A 16,384-nucleotide genomic window follows, 5' to 3' on the forward strand; every position below is an offset into this window, starting at 1 on the left:
GCCCCGGCTCAGGCGGCGCGCAACGCGGCAGCCGGTCGGGTGTCGGCCTGCAGGCGGAAGCGGGACACCGCCACCGCCAGCTGCTCGGCCTGTTCTTCCATCGCTCGCGCCGCAGCGGTGGCTTCTTCCACCAGCGCAGCATTCTGCTGGGTGGTCTCGTCCATCTGCACCACCGTCTGGTTGACCTGCTCGATACCGGCCGACTGCTCGCGCGAGGCGGCCGAAATCTCGGCCATGATCTCGTTGACCCGGCCGACCTGGCCGACGATCTCCTGCATCGTGCGGCCCGCACCGTGCACCAGCTGCGCGCCGGCGCCGACATGGCCGACCGAAGCGTCGATCAGCTCCTTGATCTCCTTGGCCGCGCCCGCCGAGCGCTGTGCCAGCGCGCGCACTTCGCTGGCGACCACCGCAAAGCCACGGCCCTGTTCACCGGCGCGCGCCGCTTCCACCGCTGCGTTCAGGGCCAGGATGTTGGTCTGGAAAGCGATGCCGTCGATCACCGAGATGATCTCGGCGATGCGCTGCGAAGAGGTCTCGATCTGTTCCATGGTCTGCACCACCTGGCTGACCACCTGCCCGCCTTCGCTGGCAACGCCTGCGGCCGAGGCCGCCAGCTTGTTGGCCTGCAGGGCATGATCGGCGTTCTGGCGCACGGTGGATGTCAGTTCCTCCATCGACGCGGCGGTCTCTTCCAGGTTGGCCGCCTGCTGCTCGGTACGGCGTGACAGGTCGCTGTTGCCCGACGCGATCTCGCCTGCGGCCAGGCGGATGCTGGCCGCAGACTGCTGGATCTGGCCGACGATCTGGGTCAACTGCTGCACGGTGCTGTTGGCATCGTCGCGCATCACCGCGAACACGCCGTGGAAGTCACCCTCCATCCGTGTACTCAGGTCACCGGCGGCGATGGCGCGCAGCAGCGTCGACAGCGCAGCCAGGTTCTGGTCGCTGACCTGCATCATGGTGTTGAGCGTTTCCACCATGCGGCGGAAGTCATGCTCGAAGCGCTGGGCATCGCCACGCACGGCGAAATCACCTGCCGCCGCCGCAGCGGCCAGCTGCTGGATCTGCTCGTTGATCGCCGCCAGGTTGGTCTTGGTGGTTGCCATGGCAGCGGTGAATATCGCCTTTTCGCCCGGCAGTGCCTCCATGTCCACGCTCAGGTCACCCACCGCGTAGCGCTGCATCACCTCGACCAGGCGTTGGGTGACCGCATTGCTGTCGGCCACCAGCTGGTTGCTGTCGGCCACCATGCGGCCATATTCGCCCGGGAACACCGAGGCATCCATGCGGTAGCTGATTTCACCGGCATCATGGCGGCGCGCCATCTCCGCCTGTGCGGCCATCACTGCCTGCAGCTGGCCACGCATGCCCTGCATGGCGTCCAGCAGGCGGCCCACTTCGTCGTTGCCCAGCGCCGGCATGGCGGTATCCAGCTTGCCCGCAGCCACGTCGCCGGCGATGCGCACGGCCTGCGCCAGCGGTCGCACGGCCAGGCGCTGCAGCAGCAGGTAGACACCACCACTGAGCACCAGCGCAGCCACCACACCCACCAGCAGGATGATCCACAGCAGCTCGCGGGCCTGCGCGATGATCACCGCATGAGGCACCACCACGCCCAGCGCGAAACGCTGCGGCGCGTCACCCACCTGCAGCGGCACGTACAGGCGGACGTTGCCGGCAGCATCGGGCTCGAACGCTTCGTACGTCTTGTCGGCGGCGATCTGCGCCAGCATGCCGAGGGTGGCGGCATCGGTACGCGGCTTGCCGATCTCGGCAGCATCGGCCGAGGCCAGCACCACGCCCTTCGGCGACAGCAGTTCGACTCGGCCGGCGCCCATCGGCGTCAGCGTGGCCAGGTGCTTCTGCAGCGCGTCCAGCGAGAAGTCGACGGTGAAGACACCGAGGAAGGTGCCGTTCTCGACGATCGGCGTGCTCAGCGTGCTCATCAGCACCTGCTTGCCGCCGATGTCGTAGGCATACGGTTCGCTGACCAGCGGCAGCTTGTCGCGGCTGGGCACCATGTACCAGTTGCCCGAGCCGCTGGGCGTCTCGGTGTAGTCGGTCATCGTCGACTGCTGCGGCTTGCCGTCCTGCCAGGCCCAGTAGCTCATGTAGCGGCCGGTGGCGTCGTGCGCCTCGCTGTTGACGAACTCGGCGTCCTTGCCGTCGAAGGCATTGGCCTCCCACATGGTGCTCTTGCCCAGCCATTCCGGGTGCGCGTGCAACTGCTCGCCGATGACATTGGCCAGGCTGGCGCGATCAGGGGCATCACCGCGCGCACGCTGGGCCAGCACGGTTTCCACCATCGCATCGTTGCTGGCAAAGGCCGTGCCCAGGTCGGCAGCCACCTGCCGCGCCTCGGCACGGGCTTCGCTGGCCATGGTCTGCCGCGAGGACGACACCAGCGCCGAACTGGCCTGGTGATAGATCAGGAACGCGGTCGCGCCGAAGCACAGCAACGCGATCACCGCGGTGCCCAGCATCAGCTTGTGGGCGATGCTGCCGGGGCGACGGGCAGCGACGGAACGGGAAGAAGACATGGGAGGATCCGCAGGCAGTTCAGGTCGACCGGTGCCACCAGGGCACCGCGCAGATGCGCGATCCGTCGCGCGGGCCGCCTGCCCGCCGGATCGGAACCCGGCGCGGGAAGGCGCGCACCGGGTTAGCGGCCATGGCCGGGCGAGGTTGAGGCTCGCCGCACGCACAAAACCTGAACCCGCTCAGCTGCGGCCGTCGACGCAGGCCTGTGCTGCTCGCCTGTGCTGCTCGCCTGCGCTATTCGGCGACGCGGTCGCGGATCCACTCCGCACGGGGCAGGACCTCGATGCTGCCCGCGGCGTACTGCTGAAGCACGTCCTCCGGACCGAAACGTGGCTGCCAGCCCAGCGCTGCACGCATCCGGCTGCTGTCATAGACCCGATCGATGCTGAGCGGCAGTGGCCAGCCACGGCGCTCGAACTCGGCCAGCAGCTGCGGTGCGCGGCGCGCCAGCACCTGGCGCGGATCGGCGGCCAGCTGCAGGCAGTCCTCGCGCCGGAAGGGCGTCGGTGCACAAGCGAGGTAACGCTGGAAGGCCGCGCCTTCATCGTGCAGCAGCGCGGCATGCGCGCTGGCCACGTCGCGCGCGTCGATACCACGGTGCAGGCGGAACATCGCCATGCGGTCAGGCGGTTCGGGGAAGCAACGTGCCATCCGCAGCACGCGCACGGTGAATGTTGCACTGGCCGTCGCTTCGGCCAACGCTTCGGCCTGCAGCTTGGTGCGGTGGTAGATCGTGCGCGGCAGCGGCTCGGTGTCCTCGTCGATCCAACGGCAGCCGCCGGACACCACGGCATGGCCGTACAACGCCGTGGTACTGGTCAGCACGAAGCGCTGCACGCCGGCCTCGCGCGCCAGTTGCAGCAGGTTCGCGGTGGCCTCCACGTTGATCTGCTGGAACACCGCGTCAGGCACCAGGCCCACGTGCGGGGCGTGCAGGGCCGCGGTATGGATCACCGCGTCGACCCCCTGCACGGCACGTTCCAGCGCCCGGCGATCGGTGACATCGGCAATGACGCGCGTGGTGGCGAACGGACTGCGATCCAGCCCCACCACCTCATTGGCAGCGGCCAGCGCACCGAAGATCGCCCGCCCTATCCGCCCGGAACTTCCGGTCAACAGAATCTTCATTGAATCCATTCACTCGACAGCGCCCGGGACCTACCGGGATGACTTGATTCTAGGCATGCACGATGGCATCGGCGATAGCAGACGATGACATTCTGCATGCCATCCACATTCGGCCAACCGCTTGGACTCTCCCTTGCCAGGGCGCTACGGGTGGCTGCCGTGACGACCGGTTGCAGAGCCCGGCGCTTCCTGCACGGTAACCGGTCGTCAAACGCGTGCGCAGGCCATGTGAGCCTCGTACAGCCCACTTCGACCTGTCTTTAGCCTGCACTGTGCAACATGGGACCGTCACTGATGGCAGCGACCCATGTTCACACCGGAGACCGGTAATGACCAACTCACGCAATGGCAACAGCAATCGTGGCTTTGCCTCGATGGACGAAGACAAACAGCGCGCGATCGCGGCCAAAGGGGGACGTGCTGCCCACGCATCCGGCAATGCACACCAGTTCAGCCCGGCCGAGGCCCGGGTGGCGGGCCGGAAAGGCGGTGAAGCGATCAGCCAGGACCGCCAACACATGGCCGCGATCGGCCGTGAGGGCGGCCATGCGCGGCACGCCAGCAGCCGCCAGCAACAGCAACAGCAGGACATGGCCGACAAACCTGACAGCGGTCAACAACGTTGACGTGCTGCGGTCACTGCGCCGCGTACCGGCGGTGCGGCCGACGTCGATCAGCACTCAGCACTGCCAGCACAGTGGAAAGCGCCGCTGAGCTGGCGCGCGCCGGCTAGGTGTGGGCGAGGATGTTCAGCAGGCGCCCAAACGGGTCGCGCACGTAGAAGCGACGTACACCCCATGGCTCTTCGGCCGGGCCATATTCAAGCGCAATGTCCGCGTGTCGCAAGCGTTCGAGCACGTCGTCCAGATCATCCACCTCGATCGAAAGATCCGGCACCGGGGTACCCGATCCGCCTTCGCTGGCAACGCTGAGCTGTGCCAGCGCAGTGCCCTGCCCACCGTAGGTGACGATCCAGCCGTGGTCCATCACGATGTCCATGCCGAGGATGTCGCCGTAGAACGCGGCCGCCTGCGCAGGATCGGCACTGGCGATGTTGGCGACGACACGTTTGACGGCCATGTTGCGGCTCCAGACGATCAGGACCGCGGACTTCGTGCCTGCGACCAGGTGAAAAGGGGCCCCTGGATCGGGCCCCCCATTGCGAACGGTATGCAGGCCTCAGACGGCGCCGCACCTGTCCATGACACAGCGATCGTATTCGAACTGGCACTCCATGGCATCGCCGCCGCCGGAAACGCAGGCCTGGTAGGCCTTCCAGCACGGGAAGTCGCACGGCTGGACCGGACCGGCCACCGCCACCGAACCGGTACACGCAAGTGCAAACACTGCAGCAACGATCACTTTCCTGATGGCTCGCATCGATATCACTCCCTGATAGGCCTGGTGATTCCAGGCTGCATCACCGTAGCCGTGCGTGCGGGATAGGAAGTGAAGGCGCCGGTTCAGCCTGCCAGCAATCGCAGATCACGCAGCTGCGCGCGCAACTCCGCGATGTCATGCCACGGCAGTATCGGCGAGTTCCCGCGCTCATCGGGAGGGTTGCCCGGGAGCCCCTCCGACCAGCCACCCGCGCCCACCAGCGGCAGCAAAGGCCGCTTGTGCAGCCAGGCCAGACACACTTCGGAAATCGTGCCCGCGCGCCCGCCGATGACAATGCAGGCATCGCCGGCCAAGGCCATGATCAGGTTGCGGGCATCGCCCATGCCGCATGGCACCACCACCGTTGCCGGCCAGTCTGCTGCGGGCATGTTGCCTTCCGGAATCACGCTCAGCACCGTGCCGCCAGCTGCGACTGCATGCTCGGCTGCCACCCGCGTGGCTGGGCTGCCACAGCCGCTGACCAGGGTGATTCCATTTTCGGCGAGGAACCTGCCCGCCTGTGCAGCGAGGTCGAACGCCGGTGAGCCAGGATCGGCACTCCCCAGGATGGCGATCTGGGGCTTGCGGAAGGACTTGCGGGAGGTTGGTGTCATGAAGCGACCTGGGTGACCGAACGGAAGGACAGCATGGAGACGGAACCGATCCGGGCAGCCACTGTTCAATTGCCCGACGCGGGAACGTATCACGCCAGCAGTTTGTCTTTCTGATGCTGATTGCACAGTTCACCGCCTCAGCATCACCAGGCCACCCAGGCTCAGCGACGGCAGCAGCAGCCCAAAGGCCACCAGCGGCCAGACCGTATCGCCCGGCAGCAGCAGCGTCGCGAGCGTGCCAAGCGTTGCCACGATCAGGCTCTGCACGGCGTAGTACAGCGCCACTGCCGTGCCGGAGGCATCGGCAAAATCGCGCAGCGCACCGTTGGCCGCCACCGCAGCCACCATCACGATGCCGATGGCCACCAGCCACATCGGCAACACGACGCTGGCAAAGGATGGCGGCAGCATCGCCGTCATCGCCATGACCAGCGCGCCGCCGATCATCACCATCAGCCCACGCAGGAAGCTGCCGCCAATGCCCCATCGCCCGATGAATCGAGCAGCGAAGCGCGAGGTGACGATCATCACCAGCGCCACCGTCGCGAAGGCCAGGCTGAAGCCCATCGCCGAATAGCCGGCCCTCCCCATCAGCACCCGCGGGGCGATCGAGAAAAACACGAAGAACGTGCCCATCGCCGCACTGAATCCCGATGCATGAACCCAGAAGCCGGCATTGCCGAGGATGCGCGCGAAGGCTGGCGATGCGTGGACATGCTGCGGTGGCCGTGTCTCCTGCCAGCCGGGGCATGCGCGTGCACCCGCCAGCAGTCCCAGCACACCCAGCGCGATGAAAATGGCCCGCCAGCCCAGCGTATAGGCGATCAATGCGCCGAGGATCGGACCGAGCGCCGGCACGAACGCCAACATCGAGGCGAACTGGCCATAGAGCGTGGCGCCCTCGGCCGTATCGGCATACACGTCGCGCACCGTGGCGAAGGTGGCCACCAGTGCGGCCGACGCCCCAACCGCCTGCACGCCGCGCCACGCAAGGAATGCCGCACCACCGCTACACGCGGCCAGCGCGAACGACGCCAGCGTGAACAACAGCGCGCCCATCAGCAGCACCGGTCGTCGCCCGATCCGGTCCGACAGCGGGCCGAAGATCAGCTGGCCCAGCCCCAGCACGAGCATGTACAGGCTCAGCGTCAACTGGATGAGGGCGGGCGACGTGCCGAGTGCCTGCGGCATGGCCGATACGACCGGCAGGTAGATATCCATGGCCAGCGAGGCCAGGAGGTCGAAGGGGGCCATCAACACGATGGCGCCCGGCAGGGAATGGGCCCAGCGAAGGGCTTTTCGATCAGACATGGGGAAACATCCGCTCAGGAGGGAATCCGGCGGTGATCAACCCAGTGCGTGGAAATCGCAGGACAAGATCACCGCAACAACGTGCGTACCGTTGTTGCGGCTCAGCGGACTGTCTGCGGACCGTTCCCGTTCATCTGATGATCCGGTGGAAGATCGAGTGCGGCCAGTGTAGCAAGGCCATTGCGGGGCAGCCCGGCAACGTCGTCCGGCAGGGCCTCAGGGCAAGGGCAGCATGTCGATGCGCCGGGAGGGGGTACGCCGCACCTGCTCGATGAGCCGGCGGACCGCTGGCGATGTTTCCTGTTCACGGTACAGCGCAGCGATGGTCGAGGCGATGACCGGCCCGGCGATCGGCAGATACACCACGCCTGGCAGCAGCAGCGTCCGCTGTAGCACCGATGGCACGATCGCCACGGCGCCATCGCCCACCGAGACCTGCGCGAGTACCGCGACAAGATGCCCGGGACGGGAGCGGATGTCCGGCACGAATCCGCCACGGCGGGCGACTTCCAGCGTGCCGGCGGGCTGCTCCGGCATGATGAACGCCTCCTTCGCCAGCAGCGCCGGCTGCACCGGCACCCCCGCGTGGGCCAGCGCATGCGATGCCGGCAACGCCACGCAGAACTGATCTTCGATCAGGATGTGCGAAGCGAGCGCATCGGGCACCTCCATCGGAAGCCGGCAGAACACCACATCGATGCGACCGTCCAGCAGGAGGTCCGGCAGGTCGGCCATCGGCCATTCGCCGACCTTCAGCTCCACGTCGGGCGAGGCGCTGCGGAACCGCTGCAACTGCTCCTGCAGCGCGCCGGCATGGACCGCCGAACCTACGTAGCCGATCTCGATCCTGCCGATTTCCCCGCGACCAGCGCGGCGGCCCACGGCCTCTGCCTGCTCGAACTGGCGCAGCACGTTGCGTGCTTCGGCCAGGAAGATCGCACCGGCAGAGGTCAGCGTGACCTCGCGCCTACTGCGATCGAACAAGGAGGTGCCCAGGCGACGCTCGATCTGCTGGATCTGAACGCTCAGCGTCGGCGTGGCGATGCCCAGGCGCAGCGCGGCGCGCCCGAAATGCAGCTCCTCGGCCAGTGCGACGTAGTACTGCAGATGTCGACGGTCCATGCGCACCGGCTCGTTAGCTTTGGCTTAACGTACTTGAAGAACACCGGCAATGAAACAAACAGTCGAAGTTGCTTGAATGAACCTTCTTCCTTCCCCACCCGAGTGCCCGGTGTCCCTTTTCCCCCGCCGCAGACCGCCCAACTGGATCCTGATCATCGCCTCGCTCGGCTGCACGATGACGGTGCTGGAAACCAACGCCGTGGCCGTCGCCCTGCCGACCATCGCGCGGGATCTGCAGGCTGACTTCGCCGACATCGAATGGGTGATCAGCTGCTACATCCTGACCTTCACCTCGCTGCTTCTGCCCGCCGGTGCCATCGCCGATCGTCATGGCCGCAGGCGGGTGCTGCTGATCGGCATCGCACTGTTCGCCCTCTCATCGCTGACCTGCGCGCTGGCCCCCGCGGCCAGTGCGCTGTATGTGGCCCGAGCGTTGCAGGGCGTGGGTGCCGCTTTCCTGCTGGCCCCATCACTGTCGGTGATCGGCCACGAATTCCACGAGGGCAAGCAACGCGACGATGCCTGGGCCTTCTGGGGCACGGCAATGGGCATGATGATGGTGCTCTCGCCGCTTATCGGTGGGCTGTTGTCCTCGCTGTGGGGATGGCGCTCGGTGTTCATCGCGATCCTGCCCTTCCTCGCCTTCCTGGCCTATGGTGCGATCCGCTGGGTTCCCGACACTGCCGACACGGTGGTACGCCCGCTCGATCCGCCCGGCATCATCACCTTCAGCGTGGCGATCTTCGGCATCGTGTTCTTCCTCGTGGAAGGACTCGCGCAGGGATGGACATCAGCGGTGGCGCTGGCCGGCCTGGGCCTGGGCATCGCGATGGCCGCGCTGTTCACCTGCATCGAGCTCACGCGTCGGCATCCGATGGTCGACCTGCGGCTGCTTGCCAGCCCGCGCTTTGTCGGTGCACTGATCGCCATGGTCGGCTACGCGGTCAGCGCGCAGGTGATGGCCTCGATGCTGCCGCAGTACCTGCAGAACGGCGTCGGCCTGAGTGCGCTGGCCACGGGCGCCGGCATGCTGCCGTTCGCTGCGGCGATGCTGCTGTTCCCCAGCGTGGGCAGGCGCCTGGGCAGACGATTGTCGAGTGGGATGGTGCTGGCCATCGGCCTGTCCATCACTGCCGCCGGCAATGCGCTGGCCGGTATCGGTGCATGGCACAACCAGCCGACGGTGGCGCTGCTGGCGATGATCATCATCGGCGCAGGCGGTGGCATCCTCAACGGCGAAACATCCAAGGCGATCATCGGTTCGGCGCCCCGCGACCGCGCAGGCATGGCCTCGGGCATCAGTGCGACGACGCGCTTCGTCGGCATCCTGCTCGGTTTCACGGTCCTCTCCAGCGCCCTGACCGTCGGCATCCGCGCCGGACTCTCAGCACGCGTTCCTGCAGATGAAGTCATGCGTCTGGCCGACACCATCGCCACCGGTGCACTGACCCGAGGAGCCCAGGTTGATCTGGCGCGGGCGATCTACAGCCAGGGCTTTGCCGCGTCCCTGTGGACTGCCGCCGCAGCAGCGACGCTGGCCAGCCTGGCCGTTGCCCTGCTCAGGCCACGCGCCTGATCGCAGATGGCAGACGCAGAAACGACCAGGGCAGCACTGGGCTGCCCTGGTCGCGGCGATGTGGGGGACGATCGCCGGATGCGATCAGGCAGCCTTCATCGCATGCTTGCGGTCGCGCATGACCGAGTGGCATTCCTGCACTTCCGGCAGCCACTGGGTCACTTCCTGGCGCACCGCCGGCGGCAGGTCGTTGTCCTTCAGCACGTCCTTGAACGCGCCCAGCAGGCGATCCTCGGACTCTTCAAGTTCGGCCACGTAACCGTAGTTGGTGTCACCGAAGGCCGCACGCACCTTGCCGTAGAACTGCTGCATGGAACCGACCATGGTGCCGTGCTCGGCCGGCTTGCCGCCGGTAGCGGCCACCGAGCTGCTCAGCGAGGACACGATGCGGCCCTTCACGCCGGCGATGCGGACGAACAATGCCGACAGCTCGGCATCCTTCACCTTGGTTGCGGCTTCCTCGTAGAAGGACTTGCCATCACGTGCGATCTCGATCAGGTCGTTGAGGCGATGCTCGATGGTGGACTGGGTGCTCATGTGTAGTCTCCTCTGGGGGGAAAAAGGGCAACAGTGGAATCCGTTACCTGCGAGCCCAGACTGGCCGACCGGGTGTGGTTCGCGGGTGAGCATCGATTGATGCGGTGATCATGCTGCCCAACGGCGCCCCACCCACTCACGCGGGCGACGCGGTGTCTTCACCGCATCTGAATCCTGGCAATGACCTGCCCGATCATCCGCACCGCATGTCTAGTCCACCGCTACCCGCACCACGTGGCTGATGCCCCGATGGAACATCTTCGCGTACGGACAGACCCGCTCGGTGTTGCGCACCAGTTCGGCTGCACGTATCGGGTCCATGCCAGGCAGGCACACCACGATCTCGGCCGACAGCAGGTACAGGCCGTCCACGGGATCTCGCGCGAACGTCACCGCTACCTCGATGCTCGGCTCGACCAGTTCCATTCCCGCACGCGCAGCCACCAGCACCATCGCACCGTGGAAGCAGCCGGCGTAGCCCGCCGCCAGCAACTGCTCGGGATTGGTACCGCCACCGGGTCCACCCAGCTCAGCAGGCAACCGCAGGTCCACTGACAGCGCGCCATCATCGGACCGCACCACGCCCGATGCCCGGCCATGCTGTGCCACGCCACCACTGACCCGCACCCGTCCGGTGTACAGCGGGCGCACCTCATCACCGTGGTACTTGTCGAGCACCGTGTGCGGAGGTGGTTTCAGCCCGGTCATCGCAGGTTCCCGCTGGGAGCGCCCACCGCCGATCAGGCCGGCTGGCCCTGTGCCAGCCCGGACTGCTGCAACCAGCGCTCGAAGCCGATCGAGCCGAGCCATGCCTGGCCCACCGGCACCAGCGTGTCCTGCTGCAGCTGCGCACCGAAGTAGCGCGCCTGGGCATCGCCAACCACTTCACGCGCGTCACCGGTTGCCTGCAGGAAGCGCTGCGCCAGCCCCGCCATCGATTCGCGTTCCGGGCCGGCGATCTCCACCACGCCATTGGCTGGTGCCTGCTGCGCGATGCGTGCAACCGCATCGGCCACATCCTCGGCGGCGATCGGCTGCACTGCGGCGGTCGGCAGCTGCAGGGTCTGGCCGTCACCGGCTGCCTGGAGGATGCCCGGCAGGAACTCGAAGAACTGTGTCGAGTGGATGATCGTGTACGCCAGGCCCGAATCGCGGATCAGGCGTTCCTGGGCGATCTTGCCGCGGAAATAGCCGCTGGCCGCCAGCTTGTCGGTACCCACCACCGACAGCGCGACATGATGGCGTATGCCTGCCTGTGCCGCGGCCGCCAGGATGTTGTGGCCGGCCGTCACGAAGAACGACAGCACCGCCGCATCTTCGAATGAGGGCGAGTTGGCCAGGTCGACCACTACCTCGGTGCCTGCCATCGCAGCGGCAAGGCCCTCGCCGCTCAGCACATCGATACCGGTGGAGGGTGCAGCGACGACGACCTCATGGCCGGCCGCATGCAGGCGATCGACCACCTTGCTGCCGATGCGGCCGGTGCCACCGATGACGAGGATCTTCATGACAGGTCTCCTGGAACGTGGAAAGTTCGGATGTGGCTGCATGCTAGGAACGCATTGGCCGGCGCAGTAGATCCGCAGCGGGCCACGCACTGTTGCCGCATCGGCACCAATGCGGTCATGCCCATGCCGGGGCCGCATCGCGCTGCGCTGCCGCCTGCTGCCGCGCTTCCCAGTGCGAGAACACGTCCAGATCCAGCGCGCGTATGCGCTGGGTGCTGAAATCGATGAACGCGCGGATCCGCTTGGGCAGCTGGCGTCGGCTGAGATAGCACAGGTAATGGCCACGATCGTGCGGCGCGTAGCGGTCCAGGCAGGTCACTACAGCGCCTGTGCGCAACGCATCACTTACCTGGTAGCTGGGCAGCTGGGCGATCCCCAACCCGTCGATCACTGCCTGCAGGACAAGATCGGCATCATTGAACACCACCTCCGCCGGCGGCTGCAGATTCACATCCTGGCCGTCCACACGGAAGTCCCAGCGCTGCAGGCGCCCACCGGGAAGGCGTCGACCGATGCAGGCATGGCTGGACAACGCTTCGATGGTGTCTGCCAGGCCATGTGCCTGCACATACGCGGGCGATGCACAGACCACCAGCTGCATCGGCACCAGCTGCTTGGCGATCACCTGGCTGTCTTCCAGCACGCCATCGCGGAACGCCACATCGATGCGATCGGCGGCCAGGTCCGGTGCCTGCTCGTCCAGCAGCAGCTCCACAGAGACCTCTGGATACTCCGCGCGGAATGCAGACAGCAGCGGCGCGATCACCCGGCGTCCGAAGCCATGGGTCGCACTGATCCGCAGATGCCCGCGCGGCGGTCCCTCGCGCAGGTCGCGCATTTCGTCCAGCGCCTGCAGGATGCTGGCAACGCCCGGGCTGCAGCCCTCCAGGAACAGCTCGCCTTCGCGGGTGAGTGTTGTCGAGCGCGTGGTGCGCAGGAACAGGCGCACGCCCAGTTGTCCCTCCAGCTTCTGCACGCTGCGGCTGACGGCCGAACGACCGATGCCGAGGCGATCACCGGCGCGGGCGAAGCTGCCCTCGGCGGCTACCGCGATGAATGCCAGGACCCCGGCATAGCTGGCGGAGAAGGACGCCGTGAGGGAATCGCGGCCGTCGCTGGCCAGGCAGGACTGCGGCATGACATTCATGGTGTTCCGGGCTCCTGGAAGTCGCGTCGGGCAAGCAGGTGGGCGCGTGCACGGGCCAGTCGCTGGCGGCATGCGGGCAGCTCCAGCCCCAGCAGCGGCGCGATGTCTTCAAAGCCCGCGCCCAGCACGTCATGCAGCAACAGCACGGCCCGCATGTCCGGTGGCAGTTCGTGCAATGCGGCAAGGAAGGCCTGCCAGACCCGCTCACTGGCGGGGCAGGCTGCTGCGCGGTTCGGGGCGGATGAGGTGTCCATGCCCGGCAGACGGGCGAGCATCCGCTCCTGTGACAGTCCATTGGTGTTTTTCGTGCAACACCGTGCAGCCCTGCCCTCGCCTACCGCCCCACGCGCAGCGGGCCTAGCCTCGCTGCGTCCCTCAACTCCCATCGGAACACCGTCATGAGCCAACGCCTGGACTACGCCGCACAGTCGCCCGAACTCTTCAGGAAGCTCGGCACCTTCTCCCACGCCGTGCACAACAGCTCGATCGAAGCGGCCATCATCGACCTGGTCAACATCCGCGCCTCGCAGCTGAACGGCTGCGGGTTCTGCCTGGACATGCACGTGAAGGAAGCGACGATCCGTGGCGAGCGCGCGCTGCGCCTGCACCATGTCGCGGCGTGGCGCGAATCGAACCTGTTCAGTGCGCGCGAACGGGCCTGCCTGGCGTGGACCGACACACTTACCCACCTCCCTGCGCAGGGGGTTGCGGACGACGTGTATGAGCGCGTGCGTAGTCAGCTGTCCGAACAGGAAATCGTCAATCTGACCTACGCGGTGATGGCGATCAATGCCTGGAACCGCGCCAACGTCGCCTTCCGTACGCAACCCGGCTCGCTGGACCAGGCCTTTGGCCTGGACAAGGCCGGTCTGGCCTGAGCGTCGACTGCACACTTCCCTGCTGGAGACCTGCCATGCGTTCTCTCCGTTCCCTGGCGCTGCTGGCCCTGCTGCCGTTGACCAGCATCGCCGCCACACCGCCGGCCACCGCGCCCGCGCCCGAGCCCATCGTGCGCGAGGTCATGACCCGTCCGTTGCCGGAACAGCCGGGCAAGGAAGCACTGATCCTGAAGGTGCAGTACCCACCCGGCGGCGCCGATCCCGTGCACCGGCACGACGCCCACGGCTTCGTCTATGTGCTGCAGGGCCGCATCGTGATGGGCGTGGCCGGTGGCCGCGAGGTCACCCTCGGCCCGGGGGAGGCCTTCCATGAAGGCCCGGACGATCTGCATACCGTCGGCCGCAATGCCAGCCAGACCGAACCGGCGACATTCGTCGTGTTCCTGATCAAGGACATCGGCAAGCCGGCGGTACTGCCACCACGCTGACCGCCACCGGTCCGGGGCAGTACCCGCCACTCCCACAGGTCCGCCGGTGTCACAATCGGCGGACCTGTCCCGTCTCTGCTGGCATGGACGACCCCACCGCACTGTTCACCCGACTACGCCCGCGCCTGTTCGGCGTGGCCTACCGCATGCTCGGCTCCTCGCACGAGGCCGAGGACGTGGTGCAGGATGTCTGGCTGCGCTGGCATGGCGCCAACCAGCAGGACATCGAGAACGCCGAAGCCTGGCTGGTGGCCACCACCACCCGCCGCGCCATCGATGGCCTGCGCCTGGCCCGGCGCACGCGCGAGCACTACGTCGGCATGTGGCTGCCCGAGCCGCTGCTCACCGAAGACACCGGCACACCCGAGTACATGCTGGAAACGGCCAGTGATCTGTCGGTGGCCTTCCTCAACGTGCTGGAGCGGCTGGCCCCGGACGCGCGTGCCGCGTTCCTGCTGCACGATGTGTTCGACCAGGATTACGACGTGGTGGCACGCACGCTGGACAAGACCGAAGCCGCCTGCCGGCAGATCGTGCACCGCGCACGCCTGCAGCTGCGCCAGGAGCGACCGCGCTACAACGTGCCGCAGGACGTGCACCAGAAACTGATGCGGCGTTTCGCAGAGGCCATCGCCAATGGCGACTTCAGGGCGATGAAAACCCTGATGGCCGAATCGGCCGTGCTGATCGGCGATGGCGGCGGCATCGTCACCAGCTTCCCGAAACCGATGGTCGGCGGCGCACGCATCGCACAGCTGCTGTACGCCCCGCACCTGCGGCGCAAGGACCAGCTGCGCATGGTGCCGAGCATGATCAACGGACGACTGGGGCTGCTGCGTTACTTCGACGACGTGCTGGAATCGGCAATGGCCTTCGATACCAACGGCGAGCAGATCGTGCAGATCCTGGTGCAGCGCAACCCGCGCAAGCTGCAGGGCTTGAACCAGCCAACCTCGATCCAGTAGATCCACGCCATGCGTGGATGCGGTTGCCCTCATGCACGGCAAAGCTACGCATGGCGTGGCTCTACCGGCGGGCTATCCACCCTGCGTCAATCCAGTAGATCCACGCCATGCGTGGATGCGGTTGCCTTCATGCACGGCGAAGCCACGCATGGCGTGGCTCTACCGGTCTCCGTGCTGGCTGACGGCTGCCCTTGTGGCTACTTCTGCTGCAGGAAGGCCAGCAGGTCCTGATTGACCTTGTCCTTGTGGGTCTCGGTCAGACCATGCGGCGCACCCGGGTAGACGATCAGCCTGGCGCCCTTGATCAGCTTGGCCGACATCCGTCCCGCCACGTCGATCGGCACGATCTGATCGTCGTCGCCGTGGATCACCAGGGTCGGCACATCGAACTTCTGCAGGTCAGCGCGGAAGTCGGTCGCCGAGAACGCGGCGATCGAGTCGTAGGTGTTCTTCTGTCCACCCAGCATGCCCTGCGCCCACCATGCATCGACCATCGCCTGGTTGACCTTCGCGCCCGGCCGGTTGAATCCATAGAACGGACCAGACGGAATGTCCTTGTACAGCTGCGAGCGGTTCTCCAGCTGCGCCTTGCGGATGCCGTCGAACACTTCGATCGGAATGCCACCGGGGTTGTCTGCGGTCTTCAGCATGAACGGCGGCACCGAACTGATCAGCACGGCCTTCTTCACCCGTCCCGTGCCATGGCGGCCGATGTACCGCGCCACTTCGCCGCCGCCGGTGGAGAAGCCCACCAGTGTGACGTCCTTCAGGTCCAGCGTATTGATCACCGTGGCCAGATCATCGGCGTAGTGATCCATGTCGTTGCCATCCCAGGGCTGGCTGGAACGACCGTGGCCACGGCGGTCGTGTGCGACCACCCGGTAACCGTGGTCCGCCAGGAACATCATCTGCGATTCCCAGCTGTCCGAATCCAGCGGCCAGCCATGGCTGAAGGTCACCACCGGCCCGTTCTTCGGGCCCCAGTCCTTGTAGTACAGCTGCACACCATCGGCGGTGGTGATGGTGCTGGCGGTGCGCGTGACAGCGCTGGGTGCGGACGGGTGTGCCGGCGCGGCGGCCTGGGCGGACAGGCCCGCCTGCATCGACAGGGCCAGGGCAGTTGCAGCGAGGGTGCGGGTAACGGTGTTCATGGTGGACCTCCAGCGGATGGGTGGGTTTCGACAGGGGCTACTTTGCGCCCCTGTCCGGGACCATTGGTGACATG

General features: G+C 66.6%; 18 protein-coding genes. 5 read left to right on the top strand and 13 right to left on the bottom strand.

Annotated elements, in window-relative coordinates:
• Positions 1 to 8 precede the first annotated feature (8 nt).
• Both CLM74_RS21820 and CLM74_RS18660 read right to left on the bottom strand, forming a co-directional pair.
• Positions 9 to 2,543 carry a methyl-accepting chemotaxis protein gene (locus tag CLM74_RS21820; RefSeq protein ID WP_033832282.1) on the bottom strand — a complete coding sequence of 845 codons (2,535 nt, stop codon included), beginning with the start codon at positions 2,541 to 2,543 and terminating at the stop codon, positions 9 to 11.
• 235 nt (positions 2,544 to 2,778) lie between these two features.
• On the bottom strand, positions 2,779 to 3,672 hold the full coding sequence (locus CLM74_RS18660; protein ID WP_059065216.1) for an NAD(P)-dependent oxidoreductase: 894 nt from the start codon (positions 3,670 to 3,672) through the stop codon (positions 2,779 to 2,781).
• 329 nt (positions 3,673 to 4,001) lie between these two features.
• On the opposite strand from CLM74_RS18660, the gene CLM74_RS18665 reads away from it, so the two are divergent.
• Positions 4,002 to 4,298 carry a KGG domain-containing protein gene (locus CLM74_RS18665; RefSeq protein WP_025879016.1) on the top strand — a complete coding sequence of 99 codons (297 nt, stop codon included), beginning with the start codon at positions 4,002 to 4,004 and terminating at the stop codon, positions 4,296 to 4,298.
• A gap of 103 nt (positions 4,299 to 4,401) precedes the next feature.
• Here the strand turns inward: CLM74_RS18665 and CLM74_RS18670 are convergent, their stop codons facing one another.
• The 5 genes from CLM74_RS18670 to CLM74_RS18690 form a co-directional block, all read right to left on the bottom strand.
• Positions 4,402 to 4,752: a VOC family protein gene (locus CLM74_RS18670; protein WP_032976705.1), complete on the bottom strand. Its 351-nt coding sequence runs from the start codon at positions 4,750 to 4,752 to the stop codon at positions 4,402 to 4,404.
• A gap of 99 nt (positions 4,753 to 4,851) precedes the next feature.
• Positions 4,852 to 5,052 carry a hypothetical protein gene (locus CLM74_RS21825; protein WP_033832284.1) on the bottom strand — a complete coding sequence of 67 codons (201 nt, stop codon included), beginning with the start codon at positions 5,050 to 5,052 and terminating at the stop codon, positions 4,852 to 4,854.
• Positions 5,053 to 5,135: 83 nt separating this feature from the next.
• A complete protein-coding gene (locus tag CLM74_RS18680) occupies positions 5,136 to 5,759 on the bottom strand; it encodes a Rossmann fold nucleotide-binding protein (RefSeq protein ID WP_234003384.1) in 624 nt (207 codons plus the stop codon).
• Positions 5,760 to 5,795: 36 nt separating this feature from the next.
• Positions 5,796 to 6,977, bottom strand: a complete 1,182-nt coding sequence (gene cml / locus CLM74_RS18685) for a CmlA/FloR family chloramphenicol efflux MFS transporter (RefSeq protein ID WP_105164690.1) — start codon at positions 6,975 to 6,977, stop codon at positions 5,796 to 5,798.
• Between the two features lie 216 nt (positions 6,978 to 7,193).
• Entirely contained in the window at positions 7,194 to 8,099 is a 906-nt protein-coding gene (locus CLM74_RS18690) for a LysR substrate-binding domain-containing protein (protein WP_105164691.1), read from the bottom strand.
• A 109-nt stretch (positions 8,100 to 8,208) separates the two neighbouring features.
• Here CLM74_RS18690 and CLM74_RS18695 point away from each other — a divergent pair, with 109 nt between their 5' ends.
• Entirely contained in the window at positions 8,209 to 9,675 is a 1,467-nt protein-coding gene (locus CLM74_RS18695; protein ID WP_234003385.1) for an MFS transporter, read from the top strand.
• Between the two features lie 84 nt (positions 9,676 to 9,759).
• On the opposite strand, the gene CLM74_RS18700 is transcribed toward CLM74_RS18695, so the two are convergent.
• The 5 genes from CLM74_RS18700 to CLM74_RS18720 all read right to left on the bottom strand — a co-directional run bounded on the left by CLM74_RS18700 (position 9,760) and on the right by CLM74_RS18720 (position 13,142).
• Complete coding sequence (locus CLM74_RS18700; protein ID WP_032952113.1) at positions 9,760 to 10,212, bottom strand: PA2169 family four-helix-bundle protein; 453 nt, start codon at positions 10,210 to 10,212, stop codon at positions 9,760 to 9,762.
• 210 nt (positions 10,213 to 10,422) lie between these two features.
• A complete protein-coding gene (locus CLM74_RS18705) occupies positions 10,423 to 10,920 on the bottom strand; it encodes an Ohr family peroxiredoxin (protein ID WP_025879021.1) in 498 nt (165 codons plus the stop codon).
• A 32-nt stretch (positions 10,921 to 10,952) separates the two neighbouring features.
• Positions 10,953 to 11,720, bottom strand: coding sequence for an SDR family oxidoreductase (locus CLM74_RS18710; protein WP_105164693.1), 768 nt, complete (start codon positions 11,718 to 11,720; stop codon positions 10,953 to 10,955).
• A 115-nt stretch (positions 11,721 to 11,835) separates the two neighbouring features.
• Positions 11,836 to 12,867, bottom strand: coding sequence for a LysR family transcriptional regulator (locus CLM74_RS18715; protein ID WP_234003386.1), 1,032 nt, complete (start codon positions 12,865 to 12,867; stop codon positions 11,836 to 11,838).
• Complete coding sequence (locus CLM74_RS18720; protein WP_234003387.1) at positions 12,864 to 13,142, bottom strand: sigma factor-like helix-turn-helix DNA-binding protein; 279 nt, start codon at positions 13,140 to 13,142, stop codon at positions 12,864 to 12,866. The genes CLM74_RS18715 and CLM74_RS18720 overlap by 4 nt, the downstream gene beginning before the upstream one ends.
• Before the next feature lie 123 nt (positions 13,143 to 13,265).
• Between CLM74_RS18720 and CLM74_RS18725 the strand changes: the two genes are divergently transcribed.
• The 3 genes from CLM74_RS18725 to CLM74_RS18735 all read left to right on the top strand — a co-directional run bounded on the left by CLM74_RS18725 (position 13,266) and on the right by CLM74_RS18735 (position 15,159).
• Positions 13,266 to 13,745: a carboxymuconolactone decarboxylase family protein gene (locus CLM74_RS18725; protein WP_105164695.1), complete on the top strand. Its 480-nt coding sequence runs from the start codon at positions 13,266 to 13,268 to the stop codon at positions 13,743 to 13,745.
• Between the two features lie 35 nt (positions 13,746 to 13,780).
• The gene (locus CLM74_RS18730) at positions 13,781 to 14,194 is read left to right on the top strand and encodes a cupin domain-containing protein (protein WP_105164696.1); all 414 of its coding nucleotides are present in this window, start codon (positions 13,781 to 13,783) and stop codon (positions 14,192 to 14,194) included.
• An 83-nt stretch (positions 14,195 to 14,277) separates the two neighbouring features.
• Complete coding sequence (locus CLM74_RS18735) at positions 14,278 to 15,159, top strand: RNA polymerase sigma-70 factor (RefSeq protein ID WP_105164697.1); 882 nt, start codon at positions 14,278 to 14,280, stop codon at positions 15,157 to 15,159.
• Positions 15,160 to 15,356: 197 nt separating this feature from the next.
• Here the strand turns inward: CLM74_RS18735 and CLM74_RS18740 are convergent, their stop codons facing one another.
• Positions 15,357 to 16,310 carry an alpha/beta hydrolase gene (locus CLM74_RS18740; RefSeq protein ID WP_105164698.1) on the bottom strand — a complete coding sequence of 318 codons (954 nt, stop codon included), beginning with the start codon at positions 16,308 to 16,310 and terminating at the stop codon, positions 15,357 to 15,359.
• Positions 16,311 to 16,384 lie beyond the last annotated feature (74 nt).

This window comes from Stenotrophomonas sp. MYb57 (genome assembly GCF_002966815.1).
Classification (GTDB): domain Bacteria; phylum Pseudomonadota; class Gammaproteobacteria; order Xanthomonadales; family Xanthomonadaceae; genus Stenotrophomonas; species Stenotrophomonas indicatrix.

Excerpts from the sequence above, each read along its gene's own strand:
- CLM74_RS18700 (WP_032952113.1), bottom strand. The coding sequence starts at position 10,212 with ATGAGCACCCAGTCCACCATCGAGCATCGCCTCAACGACCTGATCGAG.
- CLM74_RS18725 (WP_105164695.1), top strand. The coding sequence starts at position 13,266 with ATGAGCCAACGCCTGGACTACGCCGCACAGTCGCCCGAACTCTTCAGG.
- CLM74_RS18740 (WP_105164698.1), bottom strand. The coding sequence starts at position 16,310 with ATGAACACCGTTACCCGCACCCTCGCTGCAACTGCCCTGGCCCTGTCG.
- CLM74_RS18710 (WP_105164693.1), bottom strand. The coding sequence starts at position 11,720 with ATGAAGATCCTCGTCATCGGTGGCACCGGCCGCATCGGCAGCAAGGTG.
- CLM74_RS18660 (WP_059065216.1), bottom strand. The coding sequence starts at position 3,672 with ATGAAGATTCTGTTGACCGGAAGTTCCGGGCGGATAGGGCGGGCGATC.
- CLM74_RS21820 (WP_033832282.1), bottom strand. The coding sequence starts at position 2,543 with ATGTCTTCTTCCCGTTCCGTCGCTGCCCGTCGCCCCGGCAGCATCGCC.
- cml (WP_105164690.1), bottom strand. The coding sequence starts at position 6,977 with ATGTCTGATCGAAAAGCCCTTCGCTGGGCCCATTCCCTGCCGGGCGCC.
- CLM74_RS18705 (WP_025879021.1), bottom strand. The coding sequence starts at position 10,920 with ATGACCGGGCTGAAACCACCTCCGCACACGGTGCTCGACAAGTACCAC.
- CLM74_RS18730 (WP_105164696.1), top strand. The coding sequence starts at position 13,781 with ATGCGTTCTCTCCGTTCCCTGGCGCTGCTGGCCCTGCTGCCGTTGACC.
- CLM74_RS18720 (WP_234003387.1), bottom strand. The coding sequence starts at position 13,142 with ATGCTCGCCCGTCTGCCGGGCATGGACACCTCATCCGCCCCGAACCGC.
- CLM74_RS18665 (WP_025879016.1), top strand. The coding sequence starts at position 4,002 with ATGACCAACTCACGCAATGGCAACAGCAATCGTGGCTTTGCCTCGATG.
- CLM74_RS18715 (WP_234003386.1), bottom strand. The coding sequence starts at position 12,867 with ATGAATGTCATGCCGCAGTCCTGCCTGGCCAGCGACGGCCGCGATTCC.
- CLM74_RS21825 (WP_033832284.1), bottom strand. The coding sequence starts at position 5,052 with ATGCGAGCCATCAGGAAAGTGATCGTTGCTGCAGTGTTTGCACTTGCG.
- CLM74_RS18670 (WP_032976705.1), bottom strand. The coding sequence starts at position 4,752 with ATGGCCGTCAAACGTGTCGTCGCCAACATCGCCAGTGCCGATCCTGCG.
- CLM74_RS18735 (WP_105164697.1), top strand. The coding sequence starts at position 14,278 with ATGGACGACCCCACCGCACTGTTCACCCGACTACGCCCGCGCCTGTTC.
- CLM74_RS18690 (WP_105164691.1), bottom strand. The coding sequence starts at position 8,099 with ATGGACCGTCGACATCTGCAGTACTACGTCGCACTGGCCGAGGAGCTG.